This is a genomic window from Pelagimonas phthalicica (genome assembly GCF_004364805.1).
GTDB lineage: Bacteria > Pseudomonadota > Alphaproteobacteria > Rhodobacterales > Rhodobacteraceae > Pelagimonas > Pelagimonas phthalicica.
In genome coordinates, this window is record NZ_SOAP01000001.1 from 1,448,952 (window position 1) to 1,461,809 (window position 12,858).

The 12,858-nt window shown below is 56.5% G+C and carries 12 protein-coding genes and 1 riboswitch; of the genes, 11 read left to right on the forward strand and 1 reads right to left on the reverse strand.

Annotated features, from left to right (window positions below; translation table 11 throughout):
- Nucleotide 1: 1 nt before the first annotated feature.
- The 3 genes from CLV87_RS07240 (at nucleotide 2) to CLV87_RS07250 (ending at nucleotide 3,320) form a co-directional block, all read left to right on the forward strand.
- Nucleotides 2-1,006 carry an ABC transporter ATP-binding protein gene (locus tag CLV87_RS07240; protein WP_099242381.1) on the forward strand — a complete coding sequence of 335 codons (1,005 nt, stop codon included), beginning with the start codon at nucleotides 2-4 and terminating at the stop codon, nucleotides 1,004-1,006.
- Nucleotides 1,003-1,776 carry an L-iditol 2-dehydrogenase gene (locus CLV87_RS07245; protein ID WP_099242379.1) on the forward strand — a complete coding sequence of 258 codons (774 nt, stop codon included), beginning with the start codon at nucleotides 1,003-1,005 and terminating at the stop codon, nucleotides 1,774-1,776. The genes CLV87_RS07240 and CLV87_RS07245 overlap by 4 nt, the downstream gene beginning before the upstream one ends.
- Before the next feature lie 71 nt (nucleotides 1,777-1,847).
- Nucleotides 1,848-3,320, forward strand: a complete 1,473-nt coding sequence (locus CLV87_RS07250) for a mannitol dehydrogenase family protein (RefSeq protein ID WP_099244645.1) — start codon at nucleotides 1,848-1,850, stop codon at nucleotides 3,318-3,320.
- Here CLV87_RS07250 and CLV87_RS07255 read toward each other — a convergent pair.
- On the reverse strand, nucleotides 3,315-4,298 hold the full coding sequence (locus tag CLV87_RS07255; protein ID WP_099242377.1) for an SDR family oxidoreductase: 984 nt from the start codon (nucleotides 4,296-4,298) through the stop codon (nucleotides 3,315-3,317). The two genes, CLV87_RS07250 and CLV87_RS07255, sit on opposite strands and share 6 nt — an antisense overlap.
- A 167-nt stretch (nucleotides 4,299-4,465) precedes the next feature.
- Here CLV87_RS07255 and CLV87_RS07260 point away from each other — a divergent pair, with 167 nt between their 5' ends.
- The 8 genes from CLV87_RS07260 (at nucleotide 4,466) to CLV87_RS07295 (ending at nucleotide 12,847) form a co-directional block, all read left to right on the forward strand.
- The gene (locus CLV87_RS07260; protein WP_099242375.1) at nucleotides 4,466-5,374 is read left to right on the forward strand and encodes an AraC family transcriptional regulator; all 909 of its coding nucleotides are present in this window, start codon (nucleotides 4,466-4,468) and stop codon (nucleotides 5,372-5,374) included.
- 326 nt (nucleotides 5,375-5,700) lie between these two features.
- The gene (locus CLV87_RS07265; protein ID WP_099242373.1) at nucleotides 5,701-7,131 is read left to right on the forward strand and encodes a circularly permuted type 2 ATP-grasp protein; all 1,431 of its coding nucleotides are present in this window, start codon (nucleotides 5,701-5,703) and stop codon (nucleotides 7,129-7,131) included.
- 6 nt (nucleotides 7,132-7,137) lie between these two features.
- Nucleotides 7,138-8,079, forward strand: coding sequence for an alpha-E domain-containing protein (locus CLV87_RS07270; protein ID WP_099244642.1), 942 nt, complete (start codon nucleotides 7,138-7,140; stop codon nucleotides 8,077-8,079).
- Nucleotides 8,072-8,890: a transglutaminase family protein gene (locus tag CLV87_RS07275; protein ID WP_099242371.1), complete on the forward strand. Its 819-nt coding sequence runs from the start codon at nucleotides 8,072-8,074 to the stop codon at nucleotides 8,888-8,890. Before CLV87_RS07270 ends, CLV87_RS07275 begins: the two co-directional genes overlap by 8 nt.
- A gap of 36 nt (nucleotides 8,891-8,926) precedes the next feature.
- The gene (locus tag CLV87_RS07280; RefSeq protein ID WP_099242369.1) at nucleotides 8,927-9,673 is read left to right on the forward strand and encodes a proteasome-type protease; all 747 of its coding nucleotides are present in this window, start codon (nucleotides 8,927-8,929) and stop codon (nucleotides 9,671-9,673) included.
- 263 nt (nucleotides 9,674-9,936) lie between these two features.
- A riboswitch (guanidine-I (ykkC/yxkD leader) is annotated at nucleotides 9,937-10,043 on the forward strand.
- Between the two features lie 102 nt (nucleotides 10,044-10,145).
- On the forward strand, nucleotides 10,146-11,207 hold the full coding sequence (locus CLV87_RS07285; protein ID WP_235871860.1) for a putative urea ABC transporter substrate-binding protein: 1,062 nt from the start codon (nucleotides 10,146-10,148) through the stop codon (nucleotides 11,205-11,207).
- 9 nt (nucleotides 11,208-11,216) lie between these two features.
- Entirely contained in the window at nucleotides 11,217-12,083 is an 867-nt protein-coding gene (locus CLV87_RS07290; RefSeq protein ID WP_255301688.1) for an ABC transporter permease, read from the forward strand.
- Nucleotides 12,080-12,847, forward strand: coding sequence for an ATP-binding cassette domain-containing protein (locus CLV87_RS07295; RefSeq protein ID WP_099242365.1), 768 nt, complete (start codon nucleotides 12,080-12,082; stop codon nucleotides 12,845-12,847). Before CLV87_RS07290 ends, CLV87_RS07295 begins: the two co-directional genes overlap by 4 nt.
- The last annotated feature ends 11 nt before the right edge of the window (nucleotides 12,848-12,858 follow it).

The following is a 12,858-nucleotide window of genomic DNA, read 5'->3' on the forward strand; positions in this document are numbered from 1 at the left end:
AATGGGACGTATCGTACTGAAAAACGTGACCAAAAGCTTTGGTGACACGCAGGTCATTCCACCGCTGGACCTGACCATCGAAGACGGGGAATTCACGGTATTTGTCGGCCCGTCGGGCTGCGGGAAATCCACGCTCTTGCGCATGATCGCCGGATTGGAGGATCTCACCTCGGGCTATATCGAGATTGACGGGAACGACGCCACCCAAGTGCCGCCATCCGAGCGGGGGCTGGCCATGGTGTTCCAATCCTACGCGCTGTATCCGCATATGAGTGTGCGCAAGAATATCGGCTTTCCACTGCGCATGGCGAAAATGGATCAGGCCGAGATCGACCAAAAGGTCGAAACCGCGGCCCAATCGCTGAACCTGATGGATTACCTTGATCGCAAACCGGCGGACCTGTCGGGTGGTCAGCGTCAGCGTGTTGCCATTGGTCGCGCAATCGTCCGCGAACCAGCCGCCTTCTTGTTCGACGAACCACTGTCGAACCTGGACGCAGCGCTGCGCGTCGGGATGCGTCTTGAGATTGGTGAGCTGCATGAGCGCCTGAAAACCACGATGATCTATGTGACCCATGATCAGGTCGAAGCCATGACTATGGCGAACAAGATCGTGGTGTTGCAGGCTGGTGTGATCGAACAGGTTGGTTCGCCTCTCGAACTGTATCACAAGCCGCGCAACAAATTTGTCGCCGGCTTCATTGGCTCCCCCAAGATGAACCTGATCGAAGGGGCCGAGGCCGCAAAGCACAATGCCCATACCATCGGTGTGCGCCCCGAACATATCGAGGTTTCCACAACCGGTGGTCAATGGGAGGGCAAGGTCGGCGTGGCCGAGCATCTGGGCTCTGACACCTTCATCCATGTGCATGGCATCGACGGCTGTGACCCGATGACCGTGCGCGCCGCTGGCGATGTGGCGGTCAAACACGGGGATACCGTCTTTCTCACGCCACAAGCGCAGAACATCCACAAATTCGACCAAAAAGGCTTGCGGATCGAATGACGCGACTGGCTGGAAAAACCGCCCTGATCACAGGGGCCGCGCGCGGTATCGGCCTGGCCTTTGCCAAGGCCTATATCGCCGAGGGCGCGCGCGTGGCGATAGCCGATATTGACCTCGCTGCGGCCCAAACAGCCGCGGCAGAGCTGGGCGATGGGGCCGTTGCCGTTGCGATGGATGTCTCGGACCAAGGCAGTATCGAACAGGCGGTTGGTCACACGATCCAATCCCTTGGCCATATCGACATCCTGATCAACAACGCCGCGATCTTTACCGCCGCGCCATTGGACGAGGTAAGACGAGCAGATTTCGACCGAGTGTTTTCGATCAATGTGGCGGGTGTCTTGTTCACCATGCAGGCGGTGGCCAAACACATGATCACACGGGGGCAAGGTGGCCGGATCATCAATATGGCCAGCCAGGCCGGGCGACGCGGAGAGCCGCTTGTCTCGGTCTATTGCGCCTCAAAGGCGGCGGTCATCAGCCTGACCCAATCCGCCGGGCTGAACCTGATCAAACACGGCATCAACGTCAACGCCATCGCCCCCGGCGTGGTGGATGGCGAACATTGGCAGGGGGTCGACGCCCTGTTCGCCAAATATGAAAACAAACCCTTGGGGCAAAAGAAAAAAGAGGTCGGCGAGGCGGTTCCATTTGGCCGTATGGGCACCGCCGACGATCTGACCGGCATGGCCGTCTTTCTGGCCAGCCAAGACGCAAATTACATCGTCGCGCAGACATACAATGTCGACGGCGGCAATTGGATGAGCTGACAGGGGCTCGCGACAACATGAACGACGAAACCCGCCTTCTCGACCGGGAGGCACAACAAGACCGGTGCATTATGGCGACCAAACTCAAAAACGCTGCTTTGGACACCCTCCCCGCGGGGGTCAAAGGCCTGCGCTATGACCGGAGCCAATTGCGCTCCGGCATTCTCCATATCGGTCTGGGCAATTTTCATCGCGCGCATCAGGCCTGGTATCTGCATCGGCTGTTCCAGCAGGGACAGGATCATGATTGGGCGATTATCGGCGCGGGTGTGCGCAGCTATGATGAGGTCCAGCGCCAAAAGATGGCCGAGCAGGACTATCTCAGCACATTGGTCGAGCTGGACCCATCCGGCACATCGGCGGAAATTGTCGGTTCGATGATCGATTACGTGCCGGTCACACCGGGCCATGCGGCTCTGATCGAACGTATGTCGCAGCCCGACATTCGGATCGTGTCGCTGACCGTGACCGAAGGCGGATATTACCTGTCGCCCTCAACCAAGGAATTCGACCCAACCCAGCCCGATATTCAACAGGATGTCGCCACGCCAGATGCGCCCACCACAGCCTTTGGAGCCATTCTCGCCGCGCTTAGAAACCGTCGTTCTGCAGGTACCGGCCCCTTTACGATTCAAAGCTGTGACAACCTGCCCGGCAATGGGGTGATCATGCGTCAGGTCGTGACCTCGCTTGCCCAACTTATGGACCCGGACTTTGCCGATTGGGTGCGGGATAATTGCAGCTTTCCCAATTCGATGGTCGATTGCATCGTGCCCGCCACCGGAGAACGAGAGCTGGCATTGGTGCGCAAATTTGGCCTGGACGATGCGGTGCCTGTCACGCACGAGAATTTCCGGCAATGGATCCTCGAAGACAACTTTTGCGCGGGCCGCCCTGCGCTGGAAAAAGTCGGCGTCACCTTTACCGACAAGGTTCATGATTATGAGGCGATGAAGCTGCGTATTCTGAATGGCGGTCACCAGATCATTGCCGCCCCGGCAGAGATTCTTGGGCTCGAAACCATCGCTCAGTCCATGCAAAACCCGGCTATCCGCGCCCTGTTTCGCAAGGTTGTGTTGGAGGAAATCGCCCCACATGTGCAAGACGTTCCCGGCATGACGCCCAGCGCCTATGTTGATCTGGTCGACCGGCGGTTTTCCAACCCCGAGATCCTTGACACCGTCCGCCGCGTTGCCTTTGACGGGTCATCCCGCCACACCGGTGCGCTGTTGCCGGTCATCCGCGAAGCCATCGCGGCAGGAACCCCTATCACAGGTCTGGCGCTGGTTCAGGCCCTTTGGGCGCGCATGTGTGCGGGCACCCGCGAAGACGGTTCAACCATCGCCCCCAATGACCCGGTTTGGGACAAGCTCCAACACAATGCCAGTTTGGCCAAACAGGACCCGCAAATGTGGTTGGGTATGGACGAGATCTATGGCGATATTGCCCATAACGTAGGTTTTGCAGCTACCTTTGACAGACATCTTCGATCCCTCTGGACCAAAGGAGTCGCCAAGACTCTCGAAAACTACCTCAATTCATAGAAGGGTGCGCCCTTCTGACGACCCGGCTTTGTGCAAGTTCCAGGTAAACCCTACCGCCTCCTCAGACACTTGCCAAAGCCGGGTCATAACCGGTTTGTCATATGCATGCGCGTTGAGCACGCCTTTGCCGACAGGCCCAACGAATTGCATCCGCCCCGTAGGGCCATAGAGGGCGCGTTGTGCCAGCCCGTCTTCGGTTGCACACATCACCTCTGGATAGGCCCCTTTTTCAGCACTCTGCACCATTGGTGACAGGGACATGAGTTTGAACAAAATACGGGTCAAAAAGCCGCCGCTTGTTGTAATCAATGAGGTCGCGGACGAGCCGGGATGGCAGACAAAGACCCCCACCGCCTTGCCAGCCGCTTTGACGCGATCCTGCAACTCGTAGGCAAACATCATTTGCGCCAGCTTGGACTGGCTATAGACCGGGTTGGCGCTGTAATTCTTGTCCCAGTTCATGTCTTCGAACTGAATGGTTTTGATCCCCATATTGTAACCAAGACTGGCGACAACCACGATCCGCCCTTTGGACATCTCAAAACGGTCAAACAGCATCCCGCAAAGCAGGAAATGGCCGTAATGATTGGTGCCAAGCTGACTTTCAAACCCGTCCACGGTGAGTTTCTGCACGGGCACCTGGGCGATGGCCGCGTTGCAGATTAACGCAGTGATCTGCGGGACTGTTTCCAGCACGTGCTGAGCCGCCCTGCGCACGCTGGCAAGATCGGAAAGATCCATACGCACAAAGCTGACCTTCGCCTCTTGTCCAAACTCATCCTTCAAACTTTGAATGGCGGCTTCGGACTTGTCCACACTGCGGTTCAGCATGACCACTTGCGCCCCTTTGGCCAAAAGGATCCGAGCTGCCTGAAACCCGGTTCCGGCATTGGCGCCGGTGATCAGATAGGTTTTCCCATTCTGCGGGCCAAGCCGCTCAGGCGTCCAGCCTTTGGGTCCGAAAGTTGTATCTGGCATCGCTTCGTCCTTGCTTCACTGCCTGCGAGACAGCGCTGTTGAGTTTCGCATCTTGCCCATGCAAATAACTCTCAGAAACAGACGAAATAAGGCTGATTTCTCGCATATACTTGCCCAATTATATCAAACGACTTGCAACAAGAAGAATCTCGGCCTCTATTCCAAGCATGAGCAAGGAAGACATCAAACAGCTTATCGCCCAAAGGGCCGTCCAGGAGGGGCTGACCGAGACCGGGATATCGGGGGTGCAGCTGTTTCGTGCGACACAGGCCATCCCGTGCGTACCCGTCGTCTATGACCCCTGTATCGTGGCCATTGTCAGCGGAACAAAAGAGGCGGTCTTTGACGGGCAAAGGCATGTATACGGTGACGGTCAATATCTCTGTTGTCCGGTCTCGATGCCGATCAAGGCCGGAACGCCAGAGGCGTCTTTGGCGACCCCCCTATTTGGCGTTTTGATTTCACTCGATCAACGCATCATGGCCGAACTGATCCTGGAGATGGACAATTCCGGTGCGCACTCCGCAGCCAGTCACCGCATCCCCCCAAACCAAAGCATTGGCCTTGCGCGCTGGGATAACTCCTTTACCGAGGCGTTATTGCGCGTGTTGCAACTTGGGGACAGCAAGACCGATACGGCCATTTTGGGCGCGTCGCGGCTTCGCGAGTTACATTATGCGATCCTCAAGGGTGAAGCTGGCGAGTTTGCCCGGCAATCCTTTGGCCCTGGCAACGCAATTGCCCGCTCTATCGCCCATGTTTCTTCCAATCTGGGTACGGCCATTTCCATTGAAGATATGGCAGATCGGGCTGGCATGAGCCGCGCCGTTTTCCACCGTAAATTCAAACAAATGACCACCTTGTCACCCATTCAATTTGTGAAAGCGATGAGATTGAATAATGCCGCCATGATGGTTGCCGGGGGAACCAGCATCAATGAAGCCGCATTCGAGGTCGGCTATGTCAGCCTCTCGCAGTTCAGCCGTGAGTTCAAACGCATGTATGGCCAATCCCCTCGGCAATGGGCAGAGACTCAAAAGTCCGCCACGGGCCTTCGCCTTCAGCGCGAAATCTAAGGGGATGCCAAAGCCGGGCATGCGTCAAAGGTCGGGATTGACGGATTTTGACACGGCTCTCTGATTCGGGTCGAATTTTGCTTTTTAAATCAGTCACGCGGATCATTTCCGGGCCCCGAGAACAGCGATTTTCAGCCTTTGACCGCGTGAAATATCCGCTCAAATACACGTATTTCTTGCACCCAACTTGATCAAATTTCCAATGCAACCTCAGTGGGTTGCCTAAATTTTAATCATTTCTTCGCGCCGCGCCGGAAATTTCGAAAGGTAAACGGTTTCTAAATATATCTGCTTGCACTCAAAAATTCTTGTGCGAACGTAATATTATGACGAATACCAGCCTGCATTTTGATGAAATGTTGCTCGAAACGGACGAGCCGCGAAATCCATACCAAACCTACTTTGAGTGGTTTAGAAGCGAAGACGTGAAGGCGCTCAGGCGCAAATCCGCAGAAGCCGAAAATTTCTTTCGCCGCATTGGCATCACCTTCAACGTTTATGGACAAGAAGAAGCGGATGAACGGCTGATCCCGTTCGACATTGTCCCGCGCATCATTGCCGCCAAAGAATGGCGCACCCTGGAAAGGGGCATTGAACAGCGCGTTCGGGCGATCAATGCGTTTCTTCATGACATCTACCACCGTCAGGAAATCCTGAGAGCGGGGCGTATCCCCAGGGAAATCATTGCGGGTAACGAAGCCTTTCTGCCGGAAATGATCGGGGTCAAACCGCCCGGCGGCGTTTACACCCATATCGTCGGTACCGATCTGGTGCGCACCGGCGAGGATGAATTCTATGTTCTCGAAGACAATGCCCGCACCCCATCTGGTGTGAGCTACATGCTCGAAAACCGCGAAACCATGTTGCAGATGTTTCCCGAGTTGTTCAGCCAGTTAAAGGTGCGTCCGGTCTCGGCTTATCCCCAGCTTTTGCGCCGCTCATTGGCCGATAGCTGCCCGGCGAACTCTCCGAACGCCAAACCTGTTGTGGCTGTCCTGACGCCGGGGACCCATAATTCGGCCTATTTCGAACATGCCTTCCTGGCGGATCAAATGGGCGTTGAACTGGTGGAATCCACCGATCTGCGTGTCGAAGACGGCTATGTCTCCATGCGCACGACGCAAGGGTATCAACCCATTGATGTGCTCTATCGTCGGGTGGATGATGATTACCTTGATCCGCTGACATTCAATCCCAATAGTCTGCTTGGCGTTCCTGGGATTATGGATGTCTATCGGGCGGGCAATATCACTATTGCAAACGCGCCTGGCACAGGTATCGCCGATGACAAGGCGCTTTATTCCTATATGCCTGATATTGTTGAGTTCTACACAGGCGAACGGGCAATTCTAAAGAACGTGCCAACCTGGCGCTGCTCGGAACCAGACAGCCTGAAATATGTGCTCGACAACCTGGCCGATCTTGTCGTGAAAGAAGTGCACGGATCAGGCGGCTATGGGATGCTGGTTGGGCCCGCGGCCTCGAAAAAGGAAATTGCCGCCTTTGAAAAGAAACTGCGCGCGCGCCCGGCGAACTATATCGCCCAGCCGACGCTTTCCCTGTCGACCGTCCCCATTCTGACCAAGGCGGGGCTGGCCCCCAGACATGTCGATCTGCGGCCCTTTGTTCTCGTCTCTCCCAATCGGGTCGACATCACCCCTGGCGGGTTGACCAGGGTCGCTCTGAAAAAGGGCTCCCTCGTGGTGAATTCGTCTCAGGGCGGCGGCACCAAAGACACTTGGGTATTGGGAGACTAAAACATGATGCTGGGCAAAACTGCTGGCGGCCTGTTCTGGATGTTCCGCTATCTTGAACGCGCCGAAAACACCGCTCGTCTTCTGGAGGCCGGTTGGCACATTGCGCTGACCCGCTCGGAAGGGGATTCAAACGAGTGGCAGTCAATCATCACTACGGCCGGGATGAATGACGCCTATCTTGAGAAATATGACAGCTATGACGCTGCGCAGGTGATCAACTTCATGCTGCGGGACAAGGATAACCCATCCTCTGTCATGACCGCGATCACGGCGGCCCGGAATAACGGGCGATTGGTACGCACCGCGCTTAGCTCCGAAGTTTGGGAAGCCACCAATGAATGTTGGATGGTTCTCAAGGATCTGCTGTCGCGCCCGGTGACCGAACGCGCGATGCATGACATTCTCACCCAGATCCGGTTTCGCACATCGGTGGTTCGCGGAGCCTTGCACGGCACCATGTTGCGCAACGACATCTTTGCCTTTGCCCGCCTCGGCACCTTTATCGAACGGGCAGACAATACGGCACGCATTATGGATGTAAAATATTACGTCCTGCTGCCCTCAGCGGCGTTTGTCGGGTCTTCGATCGACAATGCGCAATGGGAGGTCATCCTGCGCTCAGTCTCTGCCGAGCGCAGCTATCGTTGGCTTTCGGGCGGGGAAAGCGGGCCGGCCTCTATCGCGAACTTCTTGATTTTGGACAGCCGAATGCCCAGATCCCTGGCATTCTGCGCCAAGAAGATCGGCGAAAACCTGGGGCATCTTGAAAAGGAATATGCCTCGCGGCAGGAAAGCAATGTTCAGGTCGATGCCTTGTGTCATCGGATCAATTCGCAGACCGTCGATACGATCTTTGAGGACGGGCTACACGAATTTCTGAGCAGCTTTATCGCCGATAATGCCAAACTGGCCGGGCATATCGAGGAGGATTTCCGCTTTTATGGCTGAGACAAGACGACTAACGGTCCGGCATGTCACGACCTATTCTTATGACGTGCCTGTCCATTACGCATTGCAACAACTTCGTTTGACACCGAAAGACGGCAAAGGCCAAACCGTTCTGGAATGGACCACCTCGGTGACGGGTGGGGCCAGGCAAGTTGAATTTGACGATCAATTCCAGAACCGCACGCAGCTGGTCAAAGTGGACAATGCTGCAACGTCGGTCGAGATCTTGAATGAGGGCGTTGTCGAGGTCGATGATTTGGCCGGTGTGACGGGCCCGCATCGCGGCTATGCGCCGCTTTGGCTTTTCCAACAACCCACCGAGCAAACCAAACCGGGCGCGACGATCCGGCCTTTGGTCAGCGAGATGCAGAAACTGCGCAAGGACATGGATGATGTGGCCTTGATGCACGCGGTGTCTTCTGAGGTTTCAAAGGCGGTCGCCTATCAAATCGGCGTCACTGACAGCACAACCAGCGCCGAGCAATCCATGGCCTCGGGTCAAGGTGTCTGTCAGGATCACGCGCATATCATGATTGCCGTTGCGCGCGCCTTGGGTTTTCCGGCGCGGTATGTCTCTGGCTATCTTCTGATGGATGATCGTGTGGATCAGGACGCAACACATGCCTGGTGCGAAGTCCATGTCAGCGGCCTTGGGTGGGTTGGGTTTGATGTCTCAAACGGTATCTCCCCCGACTCACGCTACATCACCCTTGCCACAGGCCGCGATTATCGCGATGCCGCACCAATTCTGGGTATTCGGCAGGGCGCGGGCCAAGAAGCGCTTGAAGTTGCCTTGCAAGTACAGCAGTAGCCTAAATAATGAGCGTGAACTTAATTTGAGGGCACAATGACCTACTGCGTTGGGCTTATGTTGAAACATGGCATGGTCTTCATGTCGGATACCCGGACCAATGCGGGCGTCGACAATATTTCAACCTTTCGCAAGATGTTTTCCTGGGACGTGCCCGGCGATCGGTCGATTACGATCATGACCGCTGGCAACCTCGCCACGACCCAAGCCGTGATCAGCCTTCTTGAAGAGCGGGTAAAGGCCGCGCAGGATCGCAACCCAAGCATCTTGCAGGCCGAAAGCATGTTTCAGGTGGCGGTCCTTGTGGGCGACACGCTCAAGGAGGTGATCGCAGATCATGCCGAGGCCGGGCAAAAGGCCGATAGCGGCTTCAACGCCACAATCCTGGTTGGCGGGCAGATCAAGGGCGGGGATCACCGGCTTTTCATGATCTATCCCGAGGGCAACTTTATCGAAGCCAGCGCCGACACACCGTTTTTCCAAATTGGCGAAACCAAATACGGCCGCCCGATCCTGGTGCGCGCCTTTGATGCCGAGATGTCCTTTGACGACGCGGTGAAATTGCTGCTCGTGTCGTTTGACTCGACGATCAAGGCCAATCTGGGCGTGGATTTGCCGTTGGATGTGCGCGTTTACAAGGCGGATTCCCTAAGCTGCGATCATGAATTCCGTATCGAGGCAAATGACCCCTATTATGCGGCCATCTCGGACGGTTGGGGCGGTGCCTTGCGCGAAGCCTTTGGCAGGCTGCCCGATTTTGACCTGACGAAATTCAGCGACTAAGCTCCGCTGATCGACGCGGCACATAGCGCAAAATCGCGATCTTTTCTTGATCTCGCATCGGGATTCGCCCCCGGTCTTTTGCACCCGGAAAGCATCTCAGCACCGGGTTAATCCGGCAGTTCGCCAGCCAAACAGGCCGAACCCAAGACCAGAAAACGTGCACACGCCGCGAATCCTGCCCGTTTTTTGTTCATTTTCCGCCCCCAGATAAAAACCACACGCCGCAAACTTGCTCATCGCAACCGCTCTGCGCTGTGCTGAGCCTGCAGGGTGCTTAGGGTTCCGCTGATATCATCAGGTCAGGTCCGAGAAGCGCCACCTTTCCGGCAAATTCCGGAAAGGCACACGGCGGGCCAAAATCCCGGGAGGTTACTGCGCTGGTTTTGTCCGCGCCCTGATCTCATTGTTCCGCCAGCGGGCCGAAAACCAACCACGATTTCGGCGGGACGTGACAACGGGGACTTACATGCACATGACCAAACTGATGTCTGCGACCGCTCTTGCCTTGGGTATTCTGACCGCGACAACCGCACCGCTTGCCGCGCAAGAAAAGACCGAATTCAAACTGGCTTGGTCCATCTATGTGGGCTGGATGCCGTGGGGCTATCTTGAGGATAGCGGCATCATGGATAAATGGGCCGACAAATACGGTATTGATGTCGAGATCGTGCAGTTCAACGATTACGTCGAATCCATCAACCAATATACGGCCGGGGCCTTTGACGGTGTATCAGCAACAAATATGGACACGCTTTCGATCCCATCCGGCGGCGGCGTCGACACAACGGCGCTGATCATCGGCGATTATTCCAACGGCAATGACGCGGTGATCGCCAAAGGCGTGGACAGCCTGAAGGATCTCAAGGACAAGCCTGTCAATCTGGTGGAGCTTTCGGTGTCGCATTATTTGCTGGCACGTGGGTTGGACAGTGTCGGCCTCGAGGAATCCGATCTCACCTCGGTCATCAACACCTCTGACGCCGACATGATCGCCGCCTTTGCCACCAAAGAGGTCGAGGCCGTGGTCACCTGGAACCCATTGGTGTCCGAGATTATCGGGTCCAGCCCGGATGCGGTGAACCTGTTTGATAGCTCAAAAATCCCCGGTGAAATCCTTGATCTGATGGTGGTGAACACCGAAACGCTCGAGGCCAATCCGAACTTTGGCAAGGCAGTTGCCGGTGCCTGGTACGAAGTCATGGCGCTGATGGCTGCCGGTGACGAAGAGGTCCTGACCGCTTTGGCAGAGGCTTCGGGAACCGATCTGGCCGGGTACAAAGCCCAGCTGGCGGCGACCGAGATGTTCTTTGACCCGGCTGCTGCAGTGGCACAGGCCAGCTCTGACGCGTTGCCCACCACGATGACCAATGTGGCCGAGTTCCTGTTCGACAAGGGCATTCTGGGCGAGGGCGCGCCCAGCGCGGATTTCGTCGGTATCGCCTATCCGGACGGAAAGATCACCGGCTCCGAAGCCAATGTGAAGTTCCGCTTTGACACAACCTACATGCAAATGGCCGCTGACGGCGCTCTCTAAAGCTTCCTGATGGGCGGTGATCTTCGCGCCGCCCATCCCTCTCAGCTCAAGGACAGCCTTGCCATGAGATTGATCAATCACATTCCGGGCCGCCCTGCTGCGCTTTTGCTGGCAGCCCTGCCCTTTATCATGATCTTTGTGGCCTATTCGATTGCGTCGGATATCCGCCTCACTGCCAATCCGCAGGACAAGCTGCTGCCAGCGCCGACAACCATTGTCGAGACGGCGGAGCGCCTGTTTACGGTGCCGGACAAACGGTCAAAGGAAATCCTGCTCTGGAACGACACCTTTGCCAGTTTGGCGCGGCTTTTGGGGGGCGTGACGATCTCGGCAATGCTGTCACTGGCCTTGGGTCTGGCCATTGGCTTGCTGCCTTATGCGCGGTCCTTGTTCTCGGGCTTTATCGCTGTCCTGTCCATGGTACCTCCGCTGGCCCTCTTGCCGATCCTCTTCATCGTTTTTGGCCTTGGCGAGGTCTCAAAGGTTGTGCTGATCGTGATTGGCATAACCCCCTTCATGACCCGTGATCTGGCGCAACGGGTGATGGAGATTCCCAAAGAACAAATCGTCAAAGCACAAACGCTTGGGGCCTCCAGCTGGGTCATTGCCCTGCGCGTGGCGCTGCCGCAAATCCTGCCCCGCCTGATTTCAAATGTTCGCCTGTCGCTCGGCTCTGCCTGGCTGTTCCTGATCGCCGCCGAGGCGGTCGCCTCGAATGTCGGGCTTGGCTATCGCATCTTCCTGGTTCGGCGCTATTTGGCGATGGATGTCATCCTGACCTACGTCATCTGGATCACTGTTCTTGCTTTTGTCATTGACTGGCTGCTCAAATCCCTGTCGCGCCGCGCCTTCCCCTGGATGGAGGCCAACCTATGAGCTTTGTAAGCGTCACAAATGTCTGGCAACGCTATGGAAACCGTTCAATCCTGGAACGGGTCAACGTCGCCGTCGATGAGGCCGAGTTTATCTCGATCGTCGGGGCATCCGGCTGTGGGAAATCCACGTTCCTGCGCATGCTTCTCGCCGAAGAGCGCCCCCATAAAGGGGATATCAGCATCGAGGGCGGCGAAACCGCAGTTGAGCCGAACCGCGAGCGCGGCGTTGTCTTTCAGAAATATTCGGTCTTTCCACACCTGACGGTGCGCGAAAACCTGATCGCAGCCGAGAGTTTTGACAAACCCTTTGGCCGCCTGCGCGGGACCGCGCGCAAACAGGCAGAGCAGCGCGCGGATACCATGCTGGAACGCATCGGCCTGAACCACGTGGCCCAGCAATACCCGGCCTCGCTGTCAGGCGGAATGCAGCAACGTCTTGCCATCGGGCAGGCCATGACAGCCAAGCCGCGCATCTTGCTGTTGGACGAACCCTTTGGCGCGCTCGATCCGGGGACACGTTTGCAAATGCATGATTTCCTTTTGGAACTTCGGGACGAGACCAACATGACCGTCTTCATGGTCACCCATGACCTGGACGAAGCGTTCAAACTGGGCGACCGCGTCTTGGTCTTCGACAAACCGCGCTGGGACCCACAAGATCCCGGGCTGTTCGGGGCCACGATCACCTATGATTTCGACGCTCGAAACAAGGGCATGCCGTTTCAGGACATTCTGGATCAATACCCCTCACTGTCGCTGGGGTAAGCCAAGCCTCC